This window comes from Cognatishimia sp. F0-27 (genome assembly GCF_020667845.1).
In the GTDB taxonomy this organism is placed as follows: Bacteria; Pseudomonadota; Alphaproteobacteria; order Rhodobacterales; family Rhodobacteraceae; genus JAFMPQ01.
Genome location: NZ_JAFMPQ010000010.1, coordinates 60287 through 86819, shown reverse-complemented (window position 1 = coordinate 86819; position 26533 = coordinate 60287). Strand labels below are relative to the sequence as shown.

The following is a 26533-nucleotide window of genomic DNA, read 5'->3' as shown; positions in this document are numbered from 1 at the left end:
CGCCGGGGGGAAGGTGTTGAGCGCAATAAATGCAACTGTAACGCCAATGATGGCGCAATATCTGGAAATCAAGGCGCAGTATCCAGATGCGCTGCTGTTTTACCGGATGGGCGACTTTTACGAGATGTTCTTTGATGACGCGGTTGCGGCATCCGAAGCGCTTGATATCGCTCTGACCAAGCGCGGAAAACATGGCGGCGAAGACATTCCCATGTGCGGCGTGCCCGTCCATGCCGCGGAGGGCTATTTGCTTACCTTGATCCGGAAGGGATTCCGCGTCGCGGTGGGCGAACAGCTGGAAAGCCCCGAAAAGGCAAAGAAACGCGGCTACAAAGCGGTTGTCAAACGCGACGTGGTGCGGCTTGTCACCCCAGGGACCCTGACGGAAGACTCGCTGCTGGAGGCGCGGCGGCACAATTACCTCGCTGCAATTGCCCATGTTAGAGACACATTTGCGCTCGCCTGGGCCGATATTTCCACTGGGGCGTTCAACGTGATGCCGCTGTCGCAAGCCCGTATCGGCGCCGAACTTGCCCGGCTTGCGCCCGCGGAAGTCCTGACCTCTGAAACGACTGAAACCGCGCTGCGAGACATGCTGTCCGATCTCGGGATCGAGGCCACGGTGCTGGGTGCGGCGAGCTTTGATTCAACGGGGGCCGAGGCGAGGCTCACCAAGCTGTTTGGTGTCACCTCGCTCTCCGGGTTTGGCGATTTCGATCGGGCGCAATGTGCGGCGATGGGGGCCATCGTCGACTATCTCGACATTACCCAGAAGGGGCGACTCCCACTTCTGCGCCCGCCCCGCTCCGAAACCGTCAACCGCCTGATGCAGATTGATGCCGCGACGCGGCGCAACCTTGAACTTACGGCCTCCTTGCAAGGGGGCCGTGCCGGTTCGCTGCTGGCCTCGGTGGACAGAACCGCCACGGCTGCGGGCGCCCGCCTGCTGGAGCGGCGCATTTCGTCTCCGTCACGCGATCTGACTGTGATCCGCGACAGGCTGGCGGCGGTGCACTGGGCCACGCAAACACCGCTTGCCAAGGCTCTGCGGGACGCCCTGCGACGGGTGCCCGATCTGGACCGTGCCCTGTCCCGGCTGGGGCTGGACCGCGGCGGTCCGCGCGATTTGGCCACGGTGCGCAACGCGCTGGCACAGGGCGCGCAGATTTACGAAGCCCTTGAAGGCGCCGATCTGCCAGAGCTTCTTGAGGAGGCAAAACAGTCTCTAACGGGCCAACAGAGCCTACTTTCCTTGCTTGAGGACGCTCTAATCGCAGAGCCGCCCCTCATGGCACGCGACGGCGGGTTCATTGCGCCCGGTTATGATGGCTCGCTCGACGAAGCCCGGACCCTTCGGGACGAAGGTCGTGGCGTGATTGCCCAGATGCAGGCGCGCTACGCTGAGGAGACCGGGGTGTCTGCGCTCAAGATCAAGCATAACAACGTGTTGGGATATTTCATCGAGACGACAGCAACGCACGGCCCCAAGATGATGGCGCCGCCGCTGTCCGAAACCTTCATCCACCGCCAGACCACGGCCAATCAGGTGCGCTTTACGACCGTGGAGCTATCGGAACTCGAGACACGGATCCTGAATGCTGGCAATCAAGCGCTGGAGATCGAAAAGCGTCTCTATGAAAGGCTCAAACGCGCGATTCTGGAGGAAGCGCCGGCTTTGTCAGACCTTGCTCTGGCGCTGGCAGAGATCGACGTCAGCCTCGGTCTGGCCGATCTCGCGCGCCAAAGGGACTGGTGCGAGCCTTACGTGGATGACAGCCGGGCGTTTCACGTGGAGGCCGGGCGCCATCCCGTGGTCGAAGACGCGCTTCTCAAGGCCGGAACGTCCTTTGTGTCCAACGACTGCGACCTGAGTGCCGACAGCAGCGGGGCGGCGGTGATCTTGCTCACCGGTCCCAACATGGCCGGTAAATCGACCTATCTGCGGCAGAACGCGTTGATCGCCCTGCTTGCACAGATGGGCTCTTTTGTCCCGGCCTCGACAGCGCATATCGGCATTGTCAGCCAGATCTTCAGCCGCGTGGGCGCATCGGACGACCTTGCACGGGGTCGGTCCACATTCATGGTGGAAATGGTCGAGACGGCGGCCATCCTGAATCAGGCGGATGATCGGGCGCTTGTGATCCTCGACGAGATCGGGCGCGGAACGGCAACCTATGACGGCCTGTCCATCGCCTGGGCCACGCTCGAACACCTGCAATCCGTGAACCGCGTGCGTGGGCTGTTCGCCACGCATTACCACGAGTTGACACAGCTTGCCGGCACATTGGACGGTGTCAAGAACGCGACCGTCGCCGTCAAGGAGTGGGACGGAGAGGTGATCTTTCTCCACGAAGTGCGCGATGGCGCGGCGGACCGATCCTACGGCGTGCAGGTGGCCCAACTCGCCGGCTTGCCAAAAGCCGTGATCGAGCGCGCGCGAACCGTTTTGAACGCTCTGGAAGAAGGCGAACGCGGCCGTGCCGCGCCAAAAGCGTTGATTGACGATCTCCCGCTCTTTTCCGCGGCCGCGCTATCGGTGGAACCCGCTGCCTCCCCCAAGAGCGGCCCGTCGCCTGTCGAGCAAAAGCTTGCCGCGATGATGCCGGACGACATGACCCCGCGTGACGCGCTCGAAGCGCTCTATGCGTTGAAGGCTGCGCTCGACGAATAACGCCGCGTGGGGCCCCTGCCCGACACGCGGCGTTTTCCTGAAAGCCCTTGCCCCGCGCGCAGAGCGCGCGTGTCGGGTCAGCTTGCCGGGGTTGAACTCACACCCACCTGCGCCGGACGCAGCAAGCGATCATGCAGCAGGAACCCTTCGGCGGACACCTGAATGATGTCGCCAGCCTTGGTGCCGGGAACCGGCGCCTCGAACATGGCCTCGTGGTTCTGTGGATCAAACCGGTCGCCGACTTCCGGCGCGATCCGCTTGACCCCGTGACGGTCAAACACGTTCAGCAGTTCCTTGAGAGTCAGTTCCACACCCTCGACAAGCGCCGTGGAGGCATTGCTTCCGTCTTCGCGCGCGGCTGCAAGCGCCCGGTTGAGGTTGTCATAGACGGGTAGAAGGTCGCGCGCGATCCGCGAGCCGCCATAAGCCTGTGCTTCACGACGATCCTTGTCGGCCCGCTTGCGGGCATTCTCGGCATCGGCGAGCGCCCGCATGAACCGGTCTTTGTATTCGTCGCGCTCCGCGGTCAGAACCGCTACGGTATCAGCGGCCATTTCTGCCTCGGTCGGCTCTGTTTCCATCGCATCCTCGAAGGATTCGGGATCGTCGAGGAACGGGTCTTCTTTGGGGTCTGCCATAGGTCACCTCTATTGCCGGTCGGCGATCAGCCTGCCGACCAGTTGGGCCGTATAATCCACGATCGGGACGATCCGGCCATAATTCAAACGCGTCGGTCCAATCACACCCACCGCGCCAACAATCTTACGGTCAGCGTTCATATATGGAGAGACCACCAGAGAGGAACCCGAAAGCGAAAAAAGTTTGTTCTCTGACCCGATGAAAATGCGCACCCCGTCGCCCTGTTCGGCGAGTTGCAGAAAATCCGCGATATCGGTCTTGCGTTCAAGGTCATCAAACAGGCTGCGGATGCGGTCAAGTTCCGCTTCTGCCGTCTCGTCACCGAGGAGATTCGCCCGTCCCCGCACGATCAATCGTGCCGATTGATCCGCGTCATCTTCCCAGACGGCGGCGCCTTGTTCGATCAGCGATGCGGCCAGCGTGTCGATTTCCCGACGGCGTTGGGAAATCTGTTCCTGCATCTTCTTGCGCAGCTCCGAAAGCGTGAGACCATCAACAAAGGCGTTGATGAAATTGGCAGCCTCGCGGAGCGAGCTGGGAGTCTGTCCCGGTGGCGGTGTGAACACCCGGTTTTCCACATGCCCGTCTGCATGAACAATCACCACAAGCGCGCGATCCTGCGACAGGGAGACAAACTCGATATGCTTGAGCGGTGCTTCGCGTTTCGGGGTCAGCACGAGAGACGCGCCTTGTGTGACGCCGGACAGGGCCGACCCGACCGTATCGAGCAAGCCGCTCACGTCCCGGGTGTTGTTTCCAAGGGTTGCGTCGAGTTTTTCGCGGTCCTCATTGTCCAGATCCCGGACTTCAAGCAGGCCGTCCACAAACATGCGGAGCCCTTGCTGGGTCGGCACGCGACCGGCGCTCACATGGGGGCTGTCAAGCAGACCGAGATACTCGAGATCCTGCATCACGTTCCGGATCGTCGCAGCAGAGACTTTTTCCGACAAGGTACGGGTCAAGGTGCGCGAACCCACCGGCTCGCCGCTGTCCAGATAGGCTTCAACCACTCTGCGAAAAACCTCGCGGGACCGGTCGTTCAATTCGTTCAGGATCGGTTTGTGCGATGTCATCGTCGTTGTTCCCCAGCAGGGCATCATTAAAGTCGCTCGGCAGGAAACGTCAATCGGGCTTGCGTCCTGCCCGGTGCGGCGTCTATGCCCGGCGCAAAGGCCCTGCCCAATATATATAAGGACGACAATCATGAGACCATCGGGACGTCAGCTCAGCGAAATGCGCGCCGTTTCAATTGAAACGAATGTGACCAAACACGCCGAAGGATCCTGCATGATCCGCATGGGAGACACCCATGTGCTTTGCACGGCCTCGCTTGAAGAGCGGGTTCCCCCGTTCATCAAGGGCTCCGGGCAGGGATGGGTGACAGCGGAATACGGCATGCTTCCCAGATCGACGTCGTCACGGATGCGCCGCGAAGCGGCCGCGGGGAAACAAGGTGGGCGCACGGTCGAGATCCAGCGTCTGATCGGACGGGCGCTGCGGGCGGGCGTTGACCGGAACGCGCTTGGCGAACGTCAGATTACGGTTGATTGCGATGTTCTTCAGGCTGACGGGGGAACACGCTGTGCCTCGATCACCGGCGGATGGGTCGCTTTGCGCCTGGCCGTGAACAAGCTTCTGAAAGCCGGCGATATCCGCACCGATCCGCTCATGTCCGAGGTGGCTGCGGTGTCGTGCGGGATCTATGCCGGTCAGCCAGTGCTCGATCTCGATTATCCCGAGGACAGTGAGGCCGGTGTCGACGGCAATTTCATCTTGCGCGGCGACGGTCAGCTTATCGAGGTTCAGATGAGCGCAGAGGGCTCCACCTTTTCTGTGGCTCAGATGAGCGAGTTGATGAACCTCGCGCAAAAAGGCGTGACGGAGCTGGTGCAGGCGCAAAAGGCGGCGGTTGCATGACACGGCGCTTCGAAGGCGACAGGCTTCTTGTGGCAACCCACAATCAGGGAAAACTCGAAGAGATTTCCGATCTGCTCACGGATTACGGTGTTTCGGTCATCGGCGCGGCGGAACTGGGTTTGCCGGAACCGGAAGAGACCGGCACGCTGTTTGTGGAGAATGCGCGGATCAAGGCCCATGCCGCTGCAAAGGCCACGGGGCTGCCGGCGCTGGCGGATGACAGCGGCATAGAGATCGACGCGCTGGACGGCGCACCCGGCGTCTATACGGCAGACTGGGCCGAGACCGGCTCTGGCCGGGATTTCGTCATGGCGATGACCCGCGCCCATGACGCGCTGCGCGATCGCAACGCGCCGGAGCCCTGGACCGCGCGGTTCTGTTGCACCCTGGTGCTGGCCTGGCCTGATGGCGACGACGCGGTCTTTCCCGGCGTGATGGAAGGGCGCGTCGTCTGGCCGATGCGCGGAGATCAGGGCCACGGCTATGACCCGATCTTTGTGCCGAATGGCTATGATCTTACTTTCGGCGAAATGGATCGCTGGGAAAAGAACCGGATCAGCCATCGCGCGGATGCTTTCGCGAAACTGGTGAAGGGCTGTTTTGACCGTTGAGGACTGGCAATACGGGGGCTTTGGTCTCTATGTGCATTGGCCGTTTTGCGAAGCCAAGTGCCCTTATTGCGACTTCAACAGCCACGTTACCCGACAGGTCGACCACGGTGCCTGGGCCGAGGCGCTCGTGGCCGAACTGGATCGCGTGGCCGACCTGAGCCCCGGGCGTGTCTTGCGTTCGATCTTTTTTGGTGGGGGAACGCCGTCACTCATGGCGGTCGAGACAGTTTCCGCGATCATAGAGCAGGCCTGTAAACGGTGGCGTCCGGCCAATGACATTGAGATTACGCTCGAGGCCAATCCCCGTTCGGTCGAAGCGGACAAGTTCCGCGGCTTCCGCGACGCGGGTGTGAACCGGGTGTCTCTTGGCATCCAATCTTTGCATGATGACGACCTGAAGCGCCTTGGGCGGCTGCACAGTGCGAGCGAAGCGCGCGCGGCTTTCGACGTGGCGCGATCGGTTTTTGACCGGGTCAGCTTCGATCTGATTTACGCGCGGCAGGGTCAGACGCTGGAGGCGTGGCGCACGGAATTGCGGGATGCGCTGTCCATGGCCGCGGATCACCTGTCGCTTTACCAGCTGACAATCGAGCCTGGGACCGCTTTCTGGGAGCGCGCCGAACGGGGTGGTTTGCGCGGTCTTCCGGACGAGGATCTGGCGGCGGACATGTATGAATTGACGCAAGAGCTTACAGATATCGCGGGCATGCCTGCCTATGAAGTCTCGAACCATGCTGTTCCGGGTGCGGAATCCCGGCACAACCTGATTTACTGGATGGGTGGTGACTATGCTGGTATTGGCCCCGGGGCACACGGGCGATTAACGCTGTCCGGGCAGTGCCATGTGACGGAAGGCTGGTTATCGCCGGCACGATGGCTCACCGAAGCGCAATCCGGAAGCGGTGATCGTGTTTTTCAACCTATCAATATACAGGATAGAGTGGGTGAACTCATCATGATGGGTTTGCGGATCAATGATGGTCTAGATATGGATCGATTTGATCGGATGATACCGGGACTTCTCAACTCCGTTGCGGTGCATGACTTGGTGGACGAAGGGTTTTTGATGGTCGACAACAACCGCTTGAAAGCGACCGCGCGAGGGCGGTTGGTTTTGAATTCGGTTGTTGCCAGGCTTCTCCCTGACGATTGATCTTGCGATCAGCGCCCCGATCCAAGAATGGCGCAAAGCGCATCGAGTTTTTCAAGCGTGTCATATTTGATCGACACACGGCCAGATTCCTGGTTCGGCTTGTGTTCGATCTTTACACTCATGCCCAAAGCCGCCGAAAGGTCCGCTTCCAGCGCCCTCGTATCGGCATCTCCATCCAGTTCCAACGCGCCCATGCGGTTCGGTCGTTGCTTTGGTGTTTTCTCCTTGGCCAGCCGTTCAGCCTCGCGCACCGTCAGACCGCGATCGCGGATCTTCTCGGCCAGCTCTTCAGGATTGGGGGCTGTGATCAGGGCGCGCGCATGTCCCGCCGTGAGAACGCCAGTGGAGACCATGTCCTGCACCGAGTCGGGCAAGTTCAGAAGGCGCATCAAATTCGCGATATGGCTGCGGCTTTTCCCTAAGGCTTCCGAGAGCTTTTCCTGGGTGTGCCCGAAGCGGTGCATGAGCTGCTTGTAACCTGCGGCCTCTTCGATTGGGTTGAGATCCGCACGCTGGATGTTTTCGATAATGGCGACTTCGAGGATTTCGATATCCGTGAAGTCTCGGATGATGGCTGGCACTTCGTGCAGCTGCGCCATCTGGGCTGCGCGCCACCGGCGCTCACCGGCAACGATTTGGTAGGTGCCATCGTCGCTCGGCGCCTTTCGGACGATGATGGGCTGAATGATGCCCTTGGTTGCGATGGATGCAGCAAGTTCCTTGAGCTCGTCGTCGCTGAAGGATCGACGCGGCTGATCTGGATTGGGTGCAATCTGTTCGATCGGAATGGTCCGGTCCGGCGCGGGCCTGCTTGTGGATACGGCGGGCTCCACGTCAGCCATCAAGGCCGAAAGTCCACGACCCAAGCCCCTGCGTGGTTCTTTGCGTTCATTCATTCCCGGGGCCTTTCCGCGTTAGGCAGCAATTGGAGACGTTTTGTTCAGGATTTCATGTGCCAGAGCGCGATAGGCCACTGCGCCTTTCGAGCTGGTATCATACGATAGAACAGGAAGCGCATAAGACGGCGCTTCGCTGACCCTGACATTGCGTGGGATCACGGTTGAAAACACGAGGTCGCCCAGCGTATCGCGCGCATCAGCTTCAACCTGTTGCGAGAGATTGTTGCGCCGATCATACATCGTGAGGACAACGCCCTCGACACGGAGGCCCGGATTTGCCGTTTGGCGCACTTCGCGAATTGTCAGCATAAGCTGCGACAAGCCTTCCAGCGCAAAGAACTCGCTTTGGAGAGGCACAAGAACGGACGTCGCGGAGACGAGCGCATTGACGGTCAGCAAGTTCAGGGACGGCGGACAATCGATCAAGACGATATCGAAGCCAAGAGCGCGCAGACTGGATTGCCGAAGCGCGTCATGTAGAAGAAAGCTTCGGTTTTCATTGGACATCAAGTCAAGATCGGCTGAACTGAGGTCCACGGTCGTCGGAATGATAAAAAGGTTCTCGGTTGCCGTGCGCTGAATGATTTGGTCCACCGGTGCTTCGTCCACCAGCAGGTCGTACGTGGTGAAGTCGCGGGCATCCGGCTCAATTCCAAGGCCGGTTGACGCGTTTCCCTGTGGATCGAGATCAACGATCAACACTTTACAGCCGAGCTCCGAGAGCGCTGCCCCAAGATTGATGGTCGTTGTTGTCTTGCCGACCCCGCCTTTTTGATTGGCAATGGCGATGATGCGGGTGTCAGCGCGCGCTTTGGGATCAGAGGTGTTCAAGGTTCCAGATCTCCAGAATAACCGCGTCGGCGTTGGTTTTACTTTTATGGGATTGCATTTCGAAGCGCCATGACTCTTTTGCCTCGTTGCATTCCTCACGCCAGCTTTTTCCCTTTGGGAAAAGCCCGCGCCCGGTTTTTAACATGTGCCGGTCGGCGTAGCGCAGGAGGGTCGTCAAAGGGGCCAGCGCACGTGCTGTCACAACGTCTGCGTTCAATGGCTCAAGGTCTTCAATCCGGCGAGACAGGACGGTTGCCTGAACGCCAGTTTCGCGGATGGCCGTTCTTAGAAACGTGCATTTCCGCGTGTCGGACTCGACAAACGTGAAGCGGATTTCGGGTGATTTCTCGAGGGCGAGTATGGCGCACACGAGTCCGGGGAACCCCCCACCCGTTCCGAGGTCCACCCAGTTCGTAGGCTTGCTTGGCGCATGGTCGAAAACCTGCATGGAGTCCTTGATATGGCGCTCTCTGGCGTCGCTCAAGCTTGCCTTGGAGACAAGATTGATGGTCGGATTCCAACGGTTCAGCAACGCAAGGACATGCTCCAAGCGCTCTGATGTTTCACGTGAAACATTCATGTGGCGTCAAACCGCACGAGACATTGCTTGTCGCTTGAGCGCGGCCAAGATCAACGTCAGAGCAGCCGGTGTCACGCCTTCGATGCGACCGGCCTGCGCCAGCGTCTCCGGCCGTACGGTCTTCAGCTTGAGCGTAATCTCGTTGGAAAGACCAGAAAGCGCGTCATAATCAAAATCATCCGGAATGCGATAGCCCTCATCTTTTGCGAGCGCCGCAACATCCCTTTTTTGGCGCTCAACGTAACTCGCATAGAGCGCCTCTCTCTCCAGCTGGGCCGCAATATCCGGCAAAACGGTCTCCAGTTCCGGCACCAATTTCGATATGAGCGACCAATCCACATCACGGTCTGACAAGACATGATAAGCAGACCGGGGCTGTCCATCCTTCGGAGCTTTCAGTCCGGCCGCTTCCAGATCTCGAGGCAGAAGCCTTGCGCCAACCAATTTGCTTTTGGCTGCCTCCAGTGCCTCAGCCTTCGTCTCAAACATCAACCTACGCTCTGCCTGAACAAGCCCATGATCCAGACCAAACGGCGTCAGACGTGAATCCGCGTTGTCTGCTCGCAATGACAAGCGGAATTCTGCGCGAGACGTAAACATCCGATAGGGTTCAGAGACGCCCTTTGTGGTCAGATCATCCACCATCACACCAATATAACTGGTTGTCCGGCTAAAGATCAGCGCATCTTTCCCAAGAACTTCGGCCGCCGCATTTGCGCCAGACACCAAACCCTGTGCGGCCGCTTCTTCGTAACCGGTCGTGCCATTAATCTGCCCCGCAAGGAACAAGCCCTGCATCGAACGCAGATGAAGACGGCTATCCAGCGCGCGAGGATCGACATAATCGTATTCGATCGCATAGCCAGGCTGGACGATATCCGCATGCTCCAAACCGCGGATAGACCGGACATATGCCTGCTGGGCTTCCTCAGGCAGAGAGGTCGAGATCCCGTTCGGATAAATCAGATCGTCGGACAGGCTTTCGGGTTCCAAGAAAATCTGATGCGACGATTTATCCGCGAAGCGGACGACCTTATCCTCGATCGAAGGGCAGTATCTTGGGCCAACGCCCTCGATATGTCCGCCATACATCGCTGACTGATCAAGGTTTTCACGAATGATCTCATGCGTTTTTTCGTTTGTTTCGGTGATACCGCAAGAGATCTGCCTAGCTTCGGGAGCCTTGCTGAAAAAGGAAAACATGACGGGATCCTCATCCCCCGGCTGTTTTTCGAGACGCGCCCAATCGATTGTTTTTCCGTCGATACGCGGAGGTGTCCCTGTCTTCAGACGACCCAATGGCAGTCCGAGAGACTCTATCCGTTCAGCAAGACGGACCGAAGGCCTGTCACCCATCCGACCGCCGGCAATCTGACGGTCTCCGATATGGATGACGCCTCTCAGGAATGTGCCGCTTGTCAGAATCACGGCACCGGCGGGAATGATGCTGCCGTCTGCCAGTTGAACACCGGTGACGCGATCACCCTTTACCGACAGATCGGCAACTTCGGCCTCCAGAACTGTGAGATGTGGCGTCGATTCTATCTCTGTGCGCATCGCGGACCGGTACAACGCGCGATCTGCCTGCGCACGCGGGCCTTGGACAGCGGGCCCCTTCCGACGGTTCAGAAGGCGAAACTGGATACCCGCCTTATCGGCTATGCGACCCATGATCCCATCAAGCGCATCAATCTCACGGACCAAATGCCCTTTTCCGAGCCCGCCAATCGCGGGATTGCATGACATGACGCCAAGATCCGACAAGCGCAGCGTTATCAAGAGTGTCTCGGCACCCATGCGCGCGGCGGCAGCGGCGGCCTCCGTCCCGGCATGACCGCCGCCGACCACAATCACATCAACCCGATCATGTTTCACGTGAAACACTCCTCATTTGCCGATACAAAAATTCGCAAATATCTCACCCAGCAGATCTTCCACGTCCACCTGGCCCACAAGCCGTTGCAGACCGTGGATTGCAGCGCGAAGTTCTTCGCTTGCAAGATCATACATGTCAGACCCCTCTGACACCAAAGCAATCGCTGATCCCAGATGATCAAGGCCTCGCTCCAAAGCTTCGCGATGACGCTGCCGGTTCACCAAGCCCGCGGATGCCGGCACATCTTTCAGTCGTTTCTCAAGCAGCAAGATCAGTCGATCAATACCCCACCCGGTCTTGGCGGACACGCCATTCTCGAACACACCATCGTCATCTTTGCTCACCAGGCAGATATCGTTCTCCTGAAGCAAATCATCGACAGCTTGCCCGGCCACATCAAGGTGAATACGCAGATCCGCCTCTGCTGCTCGCACCCGTGCTCTTGATATCCCCGCAACCTCAAGCGGATCGGTCGTTTCACGCAAGCCAGCCGTATCAAGGAGCGTCACAGCCAGACCCGCGATGTCCAGCCTCACCTCGATCACGTCCCGCGTCGTTCCTGCGATCTCCGACGTAATCGCAGCATCGCGTCCCGCCAACATGTTCAATAGCGTCGATTTTCCGGCGTTCGGCGCGCCCACAATCGCAACAACAAATCCCGACCGCACGCGCTCCGCAGCCTCGAGCCCACGCAGTTCTCCGCGAATACTCGTATCAACTGCCTGCAACAGCCGCTCGACATCCGGGGTAACATCGACAGGAACCTCCTCGTCGGCAAAATCAATCGTCGCTTCCAGTAGCGATGCAGCCTGCACCAATTGGGTCCGCCACTCGGCCGTCTTTTGCCCCAGTGCCCCTGAAAGCTGACGCAGCGCCTGGACACGCTGTGCCTCCGTTTCCGCCTCAATCAGATCAGACAGACCTTCAACCTGCGTGAGCTCCATCCGCCCGTTTTCAAGCGCGCGTCGGGTAAATTCCCCAGGCTCCGCAAGCCGCAACCCATCAAAACAACCCAACGTCCGCAAAACAGCCGACACCACCGCAAGGCTGCCGTGCAGGTGAAATTCAACAACAGACTCCCCGGTAAAGCTGGCGCCTTCCAGAAATCTCAAGACCAGCGCCTCATCCAGATACCCGCCCTCCAGGTCCTGAATTCGGCATACAGTCGCCAGACGCGGTTGCGGAAGTCGACCCGCCATACGCAGGCACACCGTGTCCACCGCAGAGCCAGAGACGCGCACCACAGCCACGCCGGCCTTCCCCGACGCGCTTGCTAAGGCGTAGATCGTCTCCATGACATCAGCTGTTCATGGAATCGAAGAACTCTGAGTTGGTCTTCGTCTGCTTGAGCTTCGAGATCAGGAACTCGATTGCATCCGTCGTGCCCATCGGGTTGAGGATCCGACGCAGGACAAAAGTCTTTTGCAAGTTCAGCTTGTCCACAAGAAGGTCTTCTTTCCGCGTTCCCGATTTCAGGATGTCAATCGCAGGGAAGACCCGCTTGTCGGCAACCTTGCGATCCAACACGATCTCCGAGTTACCCGTGCCTTTGAATTCTTCGAAGATGACTTCGTCCATGCGGCTGCCCGTATCAATCAGCGCAGTCGCGATAATCGTCAAAGACCCGCCTTCCTCGATGTTGCGTGCCGCACCAAAGAACCGCTTCGGCCTCTGCAGGGCATTTGCATCGACACCACCGGTCAGGACCTTACCAGAAGATGGGACAACTGTGTTGAAGGCTCTACCAAGTCTTGTGATTGAGTCGAGAAGGATAACCACATCTCGTTTATGTTCGACCAAGCGTTTGGCTTTCTCGATCACCATCTCGCTCACTGCAACGTGCCGTGTTGCCGGTTCGTCAAAGGTTGACGACACCACCTCGCCCTTCACGGAGCGCTGCATGTCCGTCACTTCCTCAGGCCGCTCGTCGATAAGCAAGACGATCAGATAGCATTCCGGATGATTCTTCTCGATTGAATGCGCGATATTTTGCAACAGAACCGTCTTGCCGGTCCGCGGCGGCGCAACGATCAGGCTCCGCTGTCCCTTGCCGATCGGCGACACAAGATCGATGATCCGGGCCGAGCGATCCCTGATCGTCGGATCCTCGATTTCCATCTTCAGACGCTCATCGGGGTAAAGCGGTGTGAGGTTGTCAAACGCGATCTTGTGACGCGCCTTTTCCGGATCTTCAAAATTGATCTTCACAACCGAAACGAGCGCAAAATAACGCTCCGCCTCATCCGGAGCCTTGATCTCGCCCTCGATGCTGTCTCCCGTCCGCAGGGAGTATTTTCGGATCATCTCCGGCGAGACGTAGATATCGTCGGGACCGGGGAGATAGTTGGCTTCCGGCGAACGCAGGAAACCAAACCCATCCTGGAGCACTTCGAGCACACCATCACCGAAGATGTCCCATCCTTCATCCGCCCGCTCTCGGAGGATCTGGAACATCATCTCGCCCTTGCGCATGGTCGAGGCGTTCTCGATCTCAAGCTCTTCGGCCATTGCAAGAAGGTCTTTCGGGCTCTTCGCCTTCAAATCCGCAAGATTCAACGTCTCTTCGCCCATGGCATACCCATCGCGAGGCCATCGTCTGCCTCGCCTTTCCATTTCATTGTCGAAAAAGCCTCCAGAACAGGAGGTGCTGTTCCCTACACCACCTGAGCCTCACTCGTCAATTGCGCAGCCCGGACCGGAGGGAACTCATAAAAAATGAAGAATTATAGAAGAATTGATGATGTAAGAAGAGGGCTGCCTGACTTGTGGATTAACACTCTGTTAACGCGTTTTCCACATACGACCGTTCCGGGAATAAATCTGTGGACAGCAAGAGCATGAAATTTGTCTTTTTCCAAAAAAGTTCATAAATTCAGTTTGTTATAAAGATTCTAGACCTGTCCATGCACTGTTGATGACCTGTTGGACACCCACAGGAACCCGCATTTTGTCGACAGAGCGAAGTTATCCTACTCAGAGCCCGTACAACCCGGGTCGATCTTGCGCACAACCGCCGTGCTTCTCCCCAGCTTGCATCCGAGAGGCTTTTTCCTCAGAACAATACATGGTTCGAGACACAGGGTTGTCCCCAGATCTATCCGCATGAAAACTGACCTCATCCTCGCTTCCGGATCGCAAATCCGTGCCAGCCTTCTCCGATCCGCAGGATTGCAGATCGATACGATACCAGCGCGGGTCGACGAAGACGCCATCCGCGAATCGATGCTCGGTGACGCCGCAAGCCCGCGTGACATTGCGGATACGCTGGCGGAAGCAAAGGCACGCAAGATCAGCGCGCGGCATCCGCAAGCGCTTGTGTTGGGTTGCGATCAGGTGCTGGCCTTCGAGAACACCGTTTTCTCCAAACCCGCCACGCGCGATGAAGCGCGCGCGCAGATCCTCCAACTGCGCGGCAAGACCCACCAATTGCTGAGCGCCGCTGTCCTTTACGAGGGTGCGGAACCCGTGTGGCGCCATGTGGGCGTGGCCCGTCTCACCATGCGGGATCTCTCCGAGACCTATCTCGACGCCTATCTCGAGCGCTGCTGGCCCGGGATCGGAGACAGCGTTGGCGGCTACAAGCTCGAAGAAGAAGGTGTGCGGCTGTTTGCGCGTATACACGGGGATCACTTCACGATCCTCGGTCTGCCGCTTCTCGAACTCCTCAATCACCTGGCGATCACCGGAAGGATCCCGGCATGACACTCTCGAAAATTCCGCTCGCCGGTGTCATCGGCTCACCGATTGCGCATTCCAAGTCGCCAAGGCTTCATGGGCATTGGCTGCGCCGCTACGGGCTGCCCGGGCATTACATTCCCATGGATGTGCCGCATGACAAGCTGGCGGAAACGTTGCGTCTTCTGCCAAAGATCGGTTTCGTCGGAGTGAACGTGACGATCCCCTATAAAGAGCAGATGATGGAAATTGCCGATCTGATTTCGGATCGTGCAACGCTGATTGGTGCCGCCAACACCCTGATTTTCCGAAAGGATGGGTTGATCCACGCGGACAATACCGACGGTTACGGGTTTATCGAGAACCTGCGCCAGGGCGCGCCGGACTGGGATCCGAAATCGGGTCCCGCTGCGGTGCTGGGCGCGGGTGGCGCGGCGCGCGCCGTCATCGTGTCCTTGCTGGACGTGGGCGTTCCGGAAATCCGCCTGTCGAACCGGACCCGGCTGCGCGCAGAAAAACTCAAGGATGATTTCGGAAATCGCATCCGCGTCTATGATTGGGTTCAGGCGGGCAACCTGTTCGAAGATGCCGCAACCGTCGTCAACACGACGTCGCTTGGCATGACCGGCAAACAGGAGCTGCGGGTGCCGTTGGACGGGTTGATGCCGGGCACGGTTGTGACCGATCTGGTCTATGCGCCTCTGGAAACGCGCCTTCTGCGAGTGGCGAAAGAGGCTGGCTGTGTCACCGTGGACGGGTTGGGGATGTTGCTGCATCAAGCCGTTCCGGGATTCGAGCGGTGGTTTGGTCACCGACCGGAGATCGACGCCGCAACCCGCGATGCGGTCCTTCTGTGAGGGTTATTCTGGGTCTGACAGGCTCTATTGGCATGGGCAAGAGCACCACTGCGACGATGTTCGCGCAGGCCGGTATCCCGGTCTGGGATGCGGATGCCACGGTTCACAAGCTCTATGCGCCGGATGGCCCTGCCCCGGCCGCGCTTGAAGCGGTCTTTCCGGGCGTGGTTGGCGACGATGGTCATGTAAGCCGCGATGCGTTGCGCGCGCTGATCGCCAAAGATCCAGCCGTTCTGGACAAGATCAATGGCATCGTGCACCCGCTGGTGGCTCGGGACCGGGCCGGATTTCTGGAAAAGGCGTCCGGTTTGGTCGTGCTCGACATTCCGCTTTTGTTCGAGACCGGTGCGGATGCGCTTTGCGACAAGATCGCGGTTGTCTCTGTCGATGCGGCAACCCAACGACAGCGCGTGCTGGATCGCGGCACAATGACCGACGCGGATTTTGAGACTATTCTGTCGCGCCAAACACCGGATGCTGAAAAACGGAAGCGCGCTGACTACATTATAGACACATCGACTTTGGGATCTGCACAAGATATGGTGTCCAAGATCATCGAGGAGCTGACATGAGAGAGATCGTTCTCGATACGGAAACCACGGGGTTCGAACCGGAAGCCGGGGACCGCATCGTCGAAATCGGCGGGGTTGAGCTGATGAATCACGTGCCCACCGGACGCACCTACCACCAGTATATCAACCCGGAACGCTCCATGCCGCAGGAAGCCTTCGAAGTGCATGGGCTTGGCGACGATTTTCTGCGCGACAAACCACTTTTTGCGGCAATCGCCGATGATTTCCTGAAATTTGTCGACGGCGCCAAACTGGTGATCCATAACGCCGCATTCGATATGAAATTCCTCAATGCGGAGCTGCGCTGGGCCTCGCGCCCGCTCCTGCCGAACGATGCCGCTATTGACACGCTCGAAATCGCGCGGCGCCGTTTCCCCGGTTCACCAGCCTCCCTTGATGCGTTGTGTCGTCGGTTTTCCATCGACAATTCAGCGCGCACCTTGCACGGCGCCTTGCTTGACAGCGAGATCCTTGCGGAAGTGTATCTTGAGCTGATCGGTGGCAAGCAACCGGATTTCGGTCTGGCCTCGCCGGGTGCTGCGCAGAACGGTGAACCGGCCGAGGTCTGGCGCCCGCGCCCGCGCCCCGTCCCCCTGCCCTCTCGGATCACGGAAAGCGAAAAGGCGGCTCACGCCGCCTTTGTCGAGAAACTCGGGTCTGACGCGCTCTGGCTCAAGACGTGAGCCGAAGCGCCAACGTGTCAGCTCAGGCCTGCGCGGGAGGTGCCGACTGCTGCGCCTGCGCGGCCGCACGACGCTGCAATTCCTGGCGATAGAGACCAAGGAAATCAATCTGTTCGAGGTTCAGCGGCGGGAAGCCACCATCCCGCGTCACATCCGATACGATGCGGCGGACAAACGGGAACAACATCCGCGGGCATTCGATCAGGAGATAGGGATGCAGCTGCTCGTCTGGCACGTTTTCGATGTTGAAAACGCCGGCGTAATCCATCTCGAGAAGGAAAAGCTGCTCACCCGCCGATTTCGATTTTGAATCGATCTTCAGCTTCAGAACCACTTCATACTGGTTTTCGGTGCTGCGTTTCTTGGCGTCGAGGTTGACCTGCACCTGCACGTCCGGCTGCACCTCACCCTGCACGCCTTTTTGCGCGAGGATATTCTCAAAGCTCATGTCGCGTACAAATTGCGCCAGGACATTCATCTTGGGCTGCGCTGCCTGGGCGGGCTGAGCCGCCTGGTCTGCCCCTGCGCCGTTTTCAGTCTCGGCCATTTTTGCTACTCCGGTCAAAAAAATTGGTCGGCGACAGGCTTAGCAGCGGACCGGACCAGCCTCAATGGCCATTGATGTAAGATTGGCGAAAGAAGCCGGGCCACATAAACGGTCACCCTGGTGGCCGCCCCAGTCCGTCAGGATTTGGTCCAGCCGGATGGTCCTTTCTGACTGGACGGTTTGGTGGGCGGAACTTCCGTATATTCACCATCGATCACCGTGTCACCGCTGCGTGGCCGTTGCGGTGGCGGAGATTGCGGGCGGCCGTGACCGCTGCGCGGATCGACCCGGCTTGGGTCGGGCCCGGCGGCGGCACCCATCTCGAACCGGGAAACCTGCACCCGGGCCGCGACATAGCGGAACACAGCGCGACGGACCGGCGGCGCAAGCAACGCGAAGCCCACGGCATCGGTAAAAAATCCGGGTGTCAGCAACAAGGCGCCGGAAATGAGGATCATGGCCCCATGCGCAAGCGGCTCGCTCGGATCATCCAGCGTCGAGAAAGACCGCCGCAAGTCATTCATGGCCAAGCGTCCCTGTGCCCGCACCAGCCAGGTGCCGAGGATCGCCGTTGCAACGACGATGGCCAATGTCGGCCAGAGACCGATCAGACCGCCGATCTGGATGAACAAGGCAATCTCGATCAACGGCACCATCAGGAAGGCGATAAACAGCCACATGGGACTTCCTTTCTCAAAACCGCGGCACTGACCGCGTGTGTTCGGGCAGGACAGGTGGACTCACCCCATCCCAGCACCTACATAAGGATGCAGCAGACGTGTTTCCACAATTCCACCCGCAACGAGGTATCGATGGAGTCCCCTATCTTGCAGTTACTGGTCCTGGCCGGCATCGCCGTATTTTTGATCCTGCGGCTGCGCAGTGTCCTGGGCACGCGGGATGGGTATGAGAATCCGCCCGCGCCAGCGGGATCGTCACGGGCAAACGACCGCCGGGATTTCGAGGTGATCGAGGGCGGTCCCGATCATGACATCATTGACCATGTGCCCGAACACAGCGACGCCGCGCGGGCCCTTGCCGCAATGAAACGGGTCGAGCCGTCTTTCGGCGTGTCGGATTTCCTCGGCGGGGCGCGTGGCGCTTACGAGATGATCCTCATGGGTTTCGAACGCGGAGAGATCGAGAACCTCAAGCCGTTTCTTGCGGATGATGTTTATGAGACCTTTGCAGAGGTGGTGGCGGCCCGCGAGGAGCAGGGCCTGACCATCGAAGCCGAGTTTATCGGGCTGCGGGAGTTGACCCTCGCCGATGCGAGCTTTGATGAGCAGAGCGGCAAGGCCGAAATCACCGTGCGCTACGTTGGTGAGCTGACGTCCGTGGTCAAGGATACTTCTGGCGAGATCGTCGAGGGCGATCCCAAATCGGTCAAGCGACAGAAGGATGTCTGGACCTATGCACGCATGATGGGCGTGGACGATCCCAACTGGCAGCTTGTTGCCACGGACGAATGACGCGGGGCGGCTTTGCTGCATTCTGTATTACGATATGGGCCGCGCTGGGATGCGCGGCCATGACCATTTCTGCGAGCGCAGAGAGCGATCCCTCTTACGCGATCCTCGATTTTTCCGACCTGAGCGGGTGGCAGGACGATGACCACGCCGCAGCCCTTACGGTGTTTCGCAACACCTGTGGCGATATGCGGGACCCGCATTGGCAGACGCTTTGTGCCGTGGCCGGAGACGTCACCGACGCGCGCGCTTTCTTCGAGCTCTTTTTCCGCCCGGTCATGATCACCGATGGCAAGGACGGTCTGTTTACCGGCTATTTCGAACCGGAATTGAACGGGTCTCCCGTGCCGACCACGCGCTATCGCTACCCGGTCTATGAAATGCCACGCGAGGCCCGCCAGACGCGACCCTGGATGACACGGCGCGGTATCCTGACATCCGGTGTCATGGACGGGCTCGGGCTGGAGATTGCGTGGGTCGATGACCCTGTGGAGTTGTTCTTTCTGCAGATCCAGGGCTCCGGGCGGATCAGGTATCCCGACGGGTCGTATATTCGTGTTGGCTATGGCGGCTCGAACGGTCATCCCTACAGCTCCATCGGTCAGGAGCTTGTGCGGCGGGGTGTCTACGAGCCGCATCAAGTGTCGGCCCAGGTGATCCAGAACTGGGTGCGCCGCAATCCGATCGAAGGTGAGGAGCTCCTCCTGACCAATGACAGCTACGTGTTCTTTCGGGAGGTGAGCGAGGTTCCCGCGGATCGCGGACCGCTGGGCGCGATGAACCGGTCCATCACAACCATGCGCTCCATCGCCATTGATCCGGCTTACACACCGCTCGGCGCACCGGTGTGGATCGAGAAACAGGGCGAAAACCCACTGAGCCGGTTGATGATCGCACAGGATACCGGGTCGGCCATCAAGGGTGCCCAGCGTGCGGATATTTTCATCGGGACGGGCGACGAAGCCGGCCGGATTGCAGGCCGGATCAAGGATCCGGGCCGTCTTGTGGTGCTGATGCCGATTCAGCGTGCCTATGCGCTTTTGCCTGACGCGACGTTGTAATGTCGCGCCGGCGCGTTCGCCCTGAAGAGCTTGACCTTTGGAACAAGGTCGCGCGGAGCGCGGATCCGCTGCACAAGGCGCGGCGGGCGGATCCTCTGCCGAAACCGTCGCCGAAGAAACCCGAGCCACAGCCTCAGACTATTCCTGCCTTTCACCTTGGGCAGAAGGCCCCGGGTCGTGGCACCACCGCACCCGCGCCACCACCAACCACGGGCGACCGGCTCAGGGCCGAACCGGTCCAAATGGACGCCAAGGCCTTCACGCGTCTCAAGCGGGGCAAGGCCACACCGGAAGCCCGTATCGATCTGCACGGCATGACGCTGGATCAGGCGCATCCCACACTCATCAACTTCATCCTGACCAGTCAGGCCCGAAACCTCCGGCTTGTTCTCGTGATCACCGGCAAGGGTCAGCGGGAAGACCCCTACGATCCGATGCCGCGGCGACGGGGCGTTTTGCGGACGCAGGTGCCGCAATGGCTGCGCATGACCCCGATTGGCGGCGCGGTTCTGCAGATCGCGCAGGCCCACCGTCGCCACGGAGGAGAAGGGGCCTTCTATGTGTATTTGCGCCGGCGCCGGTGATACGACGGGCCGCGGCTTTGCTCTAAGGCCTCGGGTTGCGTTGCATTCGCCGCCGGTTTTGTCCTGACAAGGCTTCGCTCCGGATTGAAAGGTGCTTTTCCAAAGACCGCATGACAGGTGCCGACGTCGTTCCAGCTCGGAGCTGCTGGCCGGTTCCAAAGGGTTTTCGTAACGCAAGCGAATCGCGGCGAGATGTATCGCACTGCCCTGCGGTTTTGGCGCGGTTTCGGTTGGTCCCTGGCCGCGATCGGCATGCCGCATCGGGCTGCTCGCGTCTATTCCGCGAGAACCACGAGAGCCTCATTGGATCAAGCCCTGTCGCAAGCTAGAGGCCGTGTTTTGCCCGTCCGACACCAATGGCCATCATGCCGGTGGCAAACACAAAATACCCGGCTACCCAGAGATATTGCGTTTCCAGACCGATATCGACATCGATCAGCACGCCCGTAATGCCCGGTCCGATGGCAGAGCCGAGAACCATGACCGCAGCGGCCATGGCCTTGATCGATCCGATGTGACGCGTGCCATAGAATTCCGCCCAGAACGCGTTGGGCAACACGGAGTTCGCGCCCGTCGTCAGGGCAAGAAACAAAAGACCGATCAAGATGGTTGCCGGGCTGTCCCCAAGACTGAAGATCAGAAAGCCCGCCACCATGGGCAGTTGATACCATGGGATCAACCGGGGCGTTCCGAGCCTGTCGAGCGCCCACCCGGTCATGACCATCGCGGCAACCGCCAGCGCGGTGTACATCGGGAACAGCGCCACGAGTTGAAGATGCGAGAGCGCCTTGATCTCCGCGAAATGCACCTGATTGAAGAAAAAGGCCGTGTTGAAGGCCGAGGGGCCAAGAAGCGCAGGGACCATGAACCAGAACAGCGGATGCCGAAGCACTTTCGCGCGTGTCCAGTGCACATCACCCATGCCTGCGGACTGGTTTTCATGCGCCATGCTTTGCGGCGTTCGCTCCTCTCGGAGAAGCCGCCACAGCACCGGGATCGCCAGCAGCACGATCAGCGCCGCGAGCACCCATAGCCAGCGCCAATCCATCACCACCATCAGCGACACAAAGGCCACAGGCAGCACCGCCTCGCCCAGCGCAAAGCCCAGACCAGCCACCGAAAGCGCCCGCCCGCGCGTTGCGGTGAACCATCGTGACATCGAGACGACCGCAATGTGGCTTGCCATGCCCTGCCCGGAAAACCGCAAGGCAAAGATGATGAAGGGCACCATCGCCGCAAATGGGTTGAGCGCCATCCACAGGCAGGTTGCCGCAAGCAATGACAGGATCGCCGCGCCAATCGCCCGGGCGCGATAGCGGTCGGTCAGGGAGCCCGCCCAGAGCATGACAACGGCGGAAGCGCCCGTCCCGAGCGTGTAGAGGCCACCCCATTGCCCGTGGCTGAGCCCGTGCGTCTCCATGATCTGCCCGGCGAAAATCGAGATGAAAAATGTCTGGCCAAAGCTCGACAGGAAGGTGAGCAGCGCGCCGGCCGCGAGCCACCGGGCATTCTCGGAAAGGAAGGTCGCAAGGCGCATGCCCCGTCATCTTCCGTTCCGCTCAGGGCCGCAAGATCAATTGGCTTTCAGCGCCGCAATTATCCGGCGCGCAACCGCCTCGGGCGCTTCCTCGTGAACCAGGTGCCCGCATCCGTCCACGCTTTGCACAACGGCATTCGGCATCCGGTGCGCGGCTTCCACCGCACCGATGGGTGGCACCATGCGGTCGCGGCTTCCGGTAATGAAGACTGTCGTGTTCCGGATCCTCGGAAGGTCGTCCAACAGGCCATCCAGCGACCATTGTGACAGCATCATCAATGTGCCCTCTACATGGTTGCGATCGCGGAACAGCCGCGCATAAAGGTTCATGTTCGCGGCGGGAACATCTGACCCGGTGCCGCGCAACAGGCTGATGACCCGGCCCGGGTTCTCAAGGCTTCGCGCGATCACGCTCACCGCACCCGGCGTGACGGCAACCATACGGGCCACCACGGGGAACATGACGCCGGCCAGCCCTTGGAAAGGTTCAAGCGCGGGATTGATGCCGATCAGCGTGGCATCCGGGAAAGTGCGCATCCCGAGACGCAGCGCGATGGCGGCGCCCGCCGAATGTCCCACAATGACCGATGGCGTTATCGACTCCTGCTGCAGCAACGCGGCAAGGTCGGTGCTCACATGTTCGAGTGAGGAGCGCATCTTGCTGCCGAGCCGCGTGAACCCATGGCCGGGGAGGTCAACGGCGACGACACGGTAATGCGTTGCCAGTATCGGCATGATGTCGCGCCAACTATGCGTCGATGCACCGGTGCCGTGCAAAAGCAGCATGGTTTCGCCGGCGCCCATCGTCTGGATATGCCATTCATGCGGGCGGGAGCGCACAAAGCGGGAATGCTCGCATAGCGGCCATGTATTGAGCTTGGCCTGTTCCATTCAGCTCTCCAGCGCAGCCCCGATCGCCTTGCTCATCCGTGCCGCATCCGCGCGCGGCAGTGGCAGATAGGATCCACCGAGGATTGCGGTGAGCCCGCGCAACGCGGCTTGCGGGCGATTGGCCGTGTCGACCACCGCTATGGGCATGTTGATCTGACGAACGAAACGGGCCATGGCCTCGGCATCGTGTTGCGCGCTCGCGCGTCCAGGAACACTGCCCGGCAAGGCCACATTGGCCCGGCCATCCGTCAAAAGCGCCAGCGAGGGCGACAGGCCCTGGCCCATCGCGTGGCGGGCCAGATCCGCAGCAGCGCGCAGCCCGGCCGCAAGCGGCGTGCCTCCGCCACCGGGCAGACCCGAGAGGCGGCGCTTGACCTGAACGAGGGAGCGGGTCGGCGGCAGCGCCAGATCGGCGCCTTCGCCCCGGAAAGCCACGAGCGCCACATGATCGCGCTGGGCGTAGGCATCCGCCAACATCAGCTCCACCGCACCTTTTGCTTCCGCCAATCGCGCCACCGCGGCGGAGCCGGAGGCGTCTACCGCGAAGATGATCAACCGGTCGGAGCGCTCCTCGTAGCGTTTGAGGTGGATATCGGACGGATGGATGATCACGCGGCTTTTGGCATCGGGTCGCGCACGGCGCCGGACGGGTTGCCAAGGGGCGGCGGCCCGGAGCGTTGCAACCACGTCGATGCGCGAGCCGGAACCGGGGTGTCCCGGTCGGGCGGGCAGGGGGCGACCCCGGCGGTTCCCCTTGTGCTTGCGTCCTGCACCGCCGGCACCACCGGTGCTGCGCCCGCTGCGTTTGTCAGCCAGAACAGCCAGAAGGTCCGGCGGCAGGATTGCCGCGATCGCCTCGATCATCATCTCGTCGGGCATGGATTGTTCGATCTGGTCGGTCTCGTCCTGCGCCATCCCCTCGTCTTCCGGGGGCTGATCTGCGGGCGGCTCCATGTCATCGGCGTCGTCATCGGGGGGCATTTGCGTCGCGCGATGGGCATAGACCAGCTGCGCTCCGAGGCGCAGGTCGTCATCGCCGACAGTATCGCGCCCCATCAAGGCGGCATGCGCCATGGCGGCGCGCAGCGCCATTGTCGGCGGGCGCATTGAGGGGATGCCGAATTGAACGGCAGCATGGGTGAGGCTCACATATGCCTCTTCCGGGACACGCATCGTCGCCAGCCGACCGCGCGCGGCAATGATGTCGTCCTCGTCAAGTGCCAGTCCGGCGAGGTTCTCTGCCCGCAGCCCGTCGAGATTGAAGGAAAAGGCCAGCCGCTCCGTCAGCGCATCTGGAGCGCGTTCATCCGGTTCCGCCCCTTCATCGAGCAAAATGAGGCTGTGCCCGTCGTCCCGATCAAGCACTTGGGCCAAACGCGCGGCCAAAGAGGCGTCACAGCGCTCTGCCATGGCAAGCATCAGCATCTTGCTCTGCGCCAGCAACCCCTCCGACGTGACGACGCGGCCTGCCGCCAGCGTTGCGGAAATGTCGATCCCGCCAAAGAGCTGCACATCGGAGATCGCAGGCGTGAACCTGCGCGTATCGGCAAGGGCGGATGGCCGGCCTTTCAGGAACCCGTCCCGGACCGGACAGGCCCGCGCCCGCAGGTGCACGCCCTTGAGCCCGACGGGATCCACCGCAAGAAGGCAGAGCGCGAGTTGTCCCGCGACCCAGGGCTCGACGGCGTCTTCGATCATGCGAACACGTCTTCGACGGTGCGTTTGACCCGTGTGGTCGATCCCGCCTCGTCCAGCGGATCCCGCCGCAGCCGGTGCGACAGTGCCATGGGCGCGATCTGTCTGAGGTGTTCCCGTGTGACCGTTTTTGATCCGCCATAGGCTGCCAATGCCTTGGCTGTCCGCAAGAGCGTGAGCTCTCCGCGCAGGCCGTCGGATCCCAAGGTCATGCAAAGCCGCGCGCAATCGCGCAACACATCATCGGTTGCACCGATTCGGCGCAATGACTTGCGCGCTTCGAGAATTCTGTCGCGGACGATGCTGTCTTCGGCCTGCCACTTGTTCAAAAAGCTGTCCGGATCGCTTTCAAAGGCGGCCCGGCGGCGGATGACCTCGATCCGCTCTTCGATATCCGTGGGCGACGCCACCTCGACAGACAGCCCGAACCGGTCGAGAAGCTGAGGGCGCAACTCGCCTTCCTCCGGGTTTCCCGAACCAACAAGGACAAAGCGCGCATCGTGGCGAATCGACAGGCCCTCGCGTTCGATGACGTTCTCGCCGGATTGTGCCACGTCGAGCAGAAGGTCGACGATGTGGTCTTCGAGCAGGTTCACCTCGTCGATATAGAGATAGCCCCGGTTGGCGCGCGCCAGAAGGCCGGGTTCAAAGGCTTTCTCGCCGCGGGTCAACGCCCGTTCGATATCCAGCGCACCGACAACGCGGTCTTCCGTGGCGCCAAGGGGCAGGTCGATCACCGGGGTTGGCACGGTTTCCGATCTGCCGGATACAGGTTCGGCCCAGGAAGGATGCGTGTCGAGGCTGTCGGCATTGGTCGGGCTGCCCGCCAACCTGTCGATAGGCGGTAGGAGGTTGGCCAGCGCGCGCACGGCAGTGGATTTTCCGGTGCCACGGTCGCCAAAGACGAGAACCCCGCCGATACCGGGATCCACCGCGGTCAGAACCATGGCAAGCTTCATGGCGTCCTGACCAACGATGGCAGAGAAAGGGAACGGGGTCTTCATGGGGCAACCTCCATAGGGGGGTGTGTAAGGGGGAGGCGTGGGCTTTGTCCGTCCCACTGGCCGCTTTCTGCGGCGACGCGGAAGCGGGCATAGAGCTCTTCCCGAAACCAGTTTTCGGAGCGCACCGCGCTGATGGCGCGTGCATGCGGCCCGTCCTTGCGCGCAAAATGCGCCATGCTGGACGTGTCCGGCCAGACGGAAAAGGTGATCTGGTGCAGCAACGGCACCTCGCCGATACCAATCTTGAACAACACGTTGGGATCTGCGCCGATCACGGTGCTGATATCGGGCACGCGGCGCCAGAATTTCGCGGCAACGGCCGGTTTCACGGTCGCGCGTGTCAGCGCCGCAATGGGGCCGGCGCCCGAATCGTCCTGCGCCTCGAAAGGTGCCTGCTGCGACCAGCGGCCCCGGGCGGTGATTGGCGTGAGGTGAAGCGTCCAGCTTTCCTCCGCCATCCGGCGATATCGCTGAAAGACCGATGCGTTGGCGATTCGATCCTGCGCGGTCTTGAGGTCGGGCCAGGTGGCGAGGATGGCATAGACCGCCGTGTTGGGAATCGGCGTGAATCCCTCGCCCGTACCGGAGCCACAGAGCTTCCAGAATTGTATGCCATCGACACGGGGCAAGGAGAATCGAGCCGCGCCCATCATGGCAAAAGCCCATGAACGGGCTGCAAGACCGCCGAAGCGGAACAAGCTCAAACTAACGGATTGCATGTGCGCTTTCCCAAACGTGTAAACTTAGTTTGACACATGAAAATCAGAAATCAACTCAATTT

At 60.3% G+C, this 26533-nt stretch carries 26 protein-coding genes; 11 read left to right on the top strand and 15 right to left on the bottom strand.

The genetic code is table 11. The features are described from left to right. Positions 1 to 46 precede the first annotated feature (46 nt). Positions 47 to 2671: a DNA mismatch repair protein MutS gene (gene mutS / locus J1C49_RS07565; RefSeq protein ID WP_227445242.1), complete on the top strand. Its 2625-nt coding sequence runs from the start codon at positions 47 to 49 to the stop codon at positions 2669 to 2671. A 77-nt stretch (positions 2672 to 2748) separates the two neighbouring features. Here mutS and J1C49_RS07560 read toward each other — a convergent pair whose 3' ends face one another. Next, on the bottom strand, positions 2749 to 3252 hold the full coding sequence (locus tag J1C49_RS07560; RefSeq protein ID WP_370639382.1) for a nucleotide exchange factor GrpE: 504 nt from the start codon (positions 3250 to 3252) through the stop codon (positions 2749 to 2751). 66 nt (positions 3253 to 3318) lie between these two features. After that, positions 3319 to 4383, bottom strand: a complete 1065-nt coding sequence (gene hrcA, locus J1C49_RS07555; RefSeq protein WP_227445204.1) for a heat-inducible transcriptional repressor HrcA — start codon at positions 4381 to 4383, stop codon at positions 3319 to 3321. 130 nt (positions 4384 to 4513) lie between these two features. Here hrcA and rph point away from each other — a divergent pair, with 130 nt between their 5' ends. The 3 genes from rph to hemW are packed head-to-tail and all read left to right on the top strand — an operon-like array spanning position 4514 to position 6991. After that, positions 4514 to 5227, top strand: coding sequence for a ribonuclease PH (rph, locus tag J1C49_RS07550; protein WP_227445203.1), 714 nt, complete (start codon positions 4514 to 4516; stop codon positions 5225 to 5227). Next, positions 5224 to 5838, top strand: coding sequence for an RdgB/HAM1 family non-canonical purine NTP pyrophosphatase (rdgB, locus tag J1C49_RS07545; protein WP_227445202.1), 615 nt, complete (start codon positions 5224 to 5226; stop codon positions 5836 to 5838). The genes rph and rdgB overlap by 4 nt, the downstream gene beginning before the upstream one ends. Beyond that, a complete protein-coding gene (gene hemW, locus J1C49_RS07540) occupies positions 5828 to 6991 on the top strand; it encodes a radical SAM family heme chaperone HemW (RefSeq protein ID WP_227445201.1) in 1164 nt (387 codons plus the stop codon). The genes rdgB and hemW overlap by 11 nt, the downstream gene beginning before the upstream one ends. An 8-nt stretch (positions 6992 to 6999) precedes the next feature. On the opposite strand, the gene J1C49_RS07535 is transcribed toward hemW, so the two are convergent. The 6 genes from J1C49_RS07535 to rho are packed head-to-tail and all read right to left on the bottom strand — an operon-like array spanning position 7000 to position 13748. Next, complete coding sequence (locus J1C49_RS07535) at positions 7000 to 7887, bottom strand: ParB/RepB/Spo0J family partition protein (RefSeq protein ID WP_227445200.1); 888 nt, start codon at positions 7885 to 7887, stop codon at positions 7000 to 7002. An 18-nt stretch (positions 7888 to 7905) separates the two neighbouring features. Next, complete coding sequence (locus J1C49_RS07530; RefSeq protein ID WP_227445199.1) at positions 7906 to 8721, bottom strand: ParA family protein; 816 nt, start codon at positions 8719 to 8721, stop codon at positions 7906 to 7908. Then, entirely contained in the window at positions 8708 to 9301 is a 594-nt protein-coding gene (gene rsmG, locus J1C49_RS07525) for a 16S rRNA (guanine(527)-N(7))-methyltransferase RsmG (protein WP_227445198.1), read from the bottom strand. Before rsmG ends, J1C49_RS07530 begins: the two co-directional genes overlap by 14 nt. 6 nt (positions 9302 to 9307) lie before the next feature. Next, positions 9308 to 11176 (bottom strand): tRNA uridine-5-carboxymethylaminomethyl(34) synthesis enzyme MnmG, encoded by a 1869-nt coding sequence (gene mnmG, locus J1C49_RS07520; RefSeq protein ID WP_227445197.1) that lies wholly within the window; start codon positions 11174 to 11176, stop codon positions 9308 to 9310. A gap of 12 nt (positions 11177 to 11188) precedes the next feature. Beyond that, positions 11189 to 12472, bottom strand: a complete 1284-nt coding sequence (mnmE, locus tag J1C49_RS07515; RefSeq protein WP_227445196.1) for a tRNA uridine-5-carboxymethylaminomethyl(34) synthesis GTPase MnmE — start codon at positions 12470 to 12472, stop codon at positions 11189 to 11191. Positions 12473 to 12476: 4 nt separating this feature from the next. Further along, complete coding sequence (gene rho, locus J1C49_RS07510; RefSeq protein ID WP_227445195.1) at positions 12477 to 13748, bottom strand: transcription termination factor Rho; 1272 nt, start codon at positions 13746 to 13748, stop codon at positions 12477 to 12479. Positions 13749 to 14279: 531 nt separating this feature from the next. Between rho and J1C49_RS07505 the strand changes: the two genes are divergently transcribed. Genes J1C49_RS07505 through dnaQ form a run of 4 tightly spaced genes read left to right on the top strand, consistent with a single transcriptional unit; the run spans position 14280 to position 16964 of the window. Then, positions 14280 to 14879: a nucleoside triphosphate pyrophosphatase gene (locus J1C49_RS07505; RefSeq protein WP_227445194.1), complete on the top strand. Its 600-nt coding sequence runs from the start codon at positions 14280 to 14282 to the stop codon at positions 14877 to 14879. Next, positions 14876 to 15709 carry a shikimate dehydrogenase gene (locus J1C49_RS07500; RefSeq protein WP_227445193.1) on the top strand — a complete coding sequence of 278 codons (834 nt, stop codon included), beginning with the start codon at positions 14876 to 14878 and terminating at the stop codon, positions 15707 to 15709. Before J1C49_RS07505 ends, J1C49_RS07500 begins: the two co-directional genes overlap by 4 nt. After that, entirely contained in the window at positions 15652 to 16281 is a 630-nt protein-coding gene (coaE, locus tag J1C49_RS07495) for a dephospho-CoA kinase (RefSeq protein WP_370639381.1), read from the top strand. The genes J1C49_RS07500 and coaE overlap by 58 nt, the downstream gene beginning before the upstream one ends. Next, positions 16278 to 16964 carry a DNA polymerase III subunit epsilon gene (gene dnaQ, locus J1C49_RS07490; protein ID WP_227445191.1) on the top strand — a complete coding sequence of 229 codons (687 nt, stop codon included), beginning with the start codon at positions 16278 to 16280 and terminating at the stop codon, positions 16962 to 16964. Before coaE ends, dnaQ begins: the two co-directional genes overlap by 4 nt. 22 nt (positions 16965 to 16986) lie before the next feature. On the opposite strand, the gene secB is transcribed toward dnaQ, so the two are convergent. Then, the gene (secB, locus tag J1C49_RS07485) at positions 16987 to 17511 is read right to left on the bottom strand and encodes a protein-export chaperone SecB (RefSeq protein WP_227445190.1); all 525 of its coding nucleotides are present in this window, start codon (positions 17509 to 17511) and stop codon (positions 16987 to 16989) included. Between the two features lie 137 nt (positions 17512 to 17648). Further along, positions 17649 to 18191 (bottom strand): FxsA family protein, encoded by a 543-nt coding sequence (locus tag J1C49_RS07480; protein WP_227445189.1) that lies wholly within the window; start codon positions 18189 to 18191, stop codon positions 17649 to 17651. A gap of 132 nt (positions 18192 to 18323) precedes the next feature. Here J1C49_RS07480 and J1C49_RS07475 point away from each other — a divergent pair, with 132 nt between their 5' ends. From J1C49_RS07475 to J1C49_RS07465, 3 genes are read left to right on the top strand one after another with little or no spacing between them, the layout of a single operon-like run. Beyond that, positions 18324 to 18983 (top strand): Tim44/TimA family putative adaptor protein, encoded by a 660-nt coding sequence (locus tag J1C49_RS07475; RefSeq protein ID WP_227445188.1) that lies wholly within the window; start codon positions 18324 to 18326, stop codon positions 18981 to 18983. 59 nt (positions 18984 to 19042) lie between these two features. Next, a complete protein-coding gene (locus tag J1C49_RS07470) occupies positions 19043 to 20041 on the top strand; it encodes a murein transglycosylase A (RefSeq protein ID WP_227445187.1) in 999 nt (332 codons plus the stop codon). Further along, entirely contained in the window at positions 20041 to 20625 is a 585-nt protein-coding gene (locus J1C49_RS07465) for a Smr/MutS family protein (RefSeq protein WP_227445186.1), read from the top strand. Before J1C49_RS07470 ends, J1C49_RS07465 begins: the two co-directional genes overlap by 1 nt. Positions 20626 to 20950: 325 nt before the next feature. Here the strand turns inward: J1C49_RS07465 and J1C49_RS07460 are convergent, their stop codons facing one another. Genes J1C49_RS07460 through crtA form a run of 5 tightly spaced genes read right to left on the bottom strand, consistent with a single transcriptional unit; the run spans position 20951 to position 26471 of the window. After that, positions 20951 to 22162 carry an MFS transporter gene (locus J1C49_RS07460; RefSeq protein ID WP_227445185.1) on the bottom strand — a complete coding sequence of 404 codons (1212 nt, stop codon included), beginning with the start codon at positions 22160 to 22162 and terminating at the stop codon, positions 20951 to 20953. Between the two features lie 36 nt (positions 22163 to 22198). After that, positions 22199 to 23053: an alpha/beta fold hydrolase BchO gene (bchO, locus tag J1C49_RS07455; protein ID WP_227445184.1), complete on the bottom strand. Its 855-nt coding sequence runs from the start codon at positions 23051 to 23053 to the stop codon at positions 22199 to 22201. Beyond that, the gene (locus J1C49_RS07450; RefSeq protein WP_227445183.1) at positions 23054 to 24751 is read right to left on the bottom strand and encodes a magnesium chelatase subunit D; all 1698 of its coding nucleotides are present in this window, start codon (positions 24749 to 24751) and stop codon (positions 23054 to 23056) included. Beyond that, positions 24748 to 25752 carry a magnesium chelatase ATPase subunit I gene (bchI, locus tag J1C49_RS07445; protein ID WP_227445182.1) on the bottom strand — a complete coding sequence of 335 codons (1005 nt, stop codon included), beginning with the start codon at positions 25750 to 25752 and terminating at the stop codon, positions 24748 to 24750. The genes J1C49_RS07450 and bchI overlap by 4 nt, the downstream gene beginning before the upstream one ends. Further along, a complete protein-coding gene (gene crtA, locus J1C49_RS07440; RefSeq protein WP_227445181.1) occupies positions 25749 to 26471 on the bottom strand; it encodes a spheroidene monooxygenase in 723 nt (240 codons plus the stop codon). Before crtA ends, bchI begins: the two co-directional genes overlap by 4 nt. Positions 26472 to 26533: the final 62 nt, after the last annotated feature.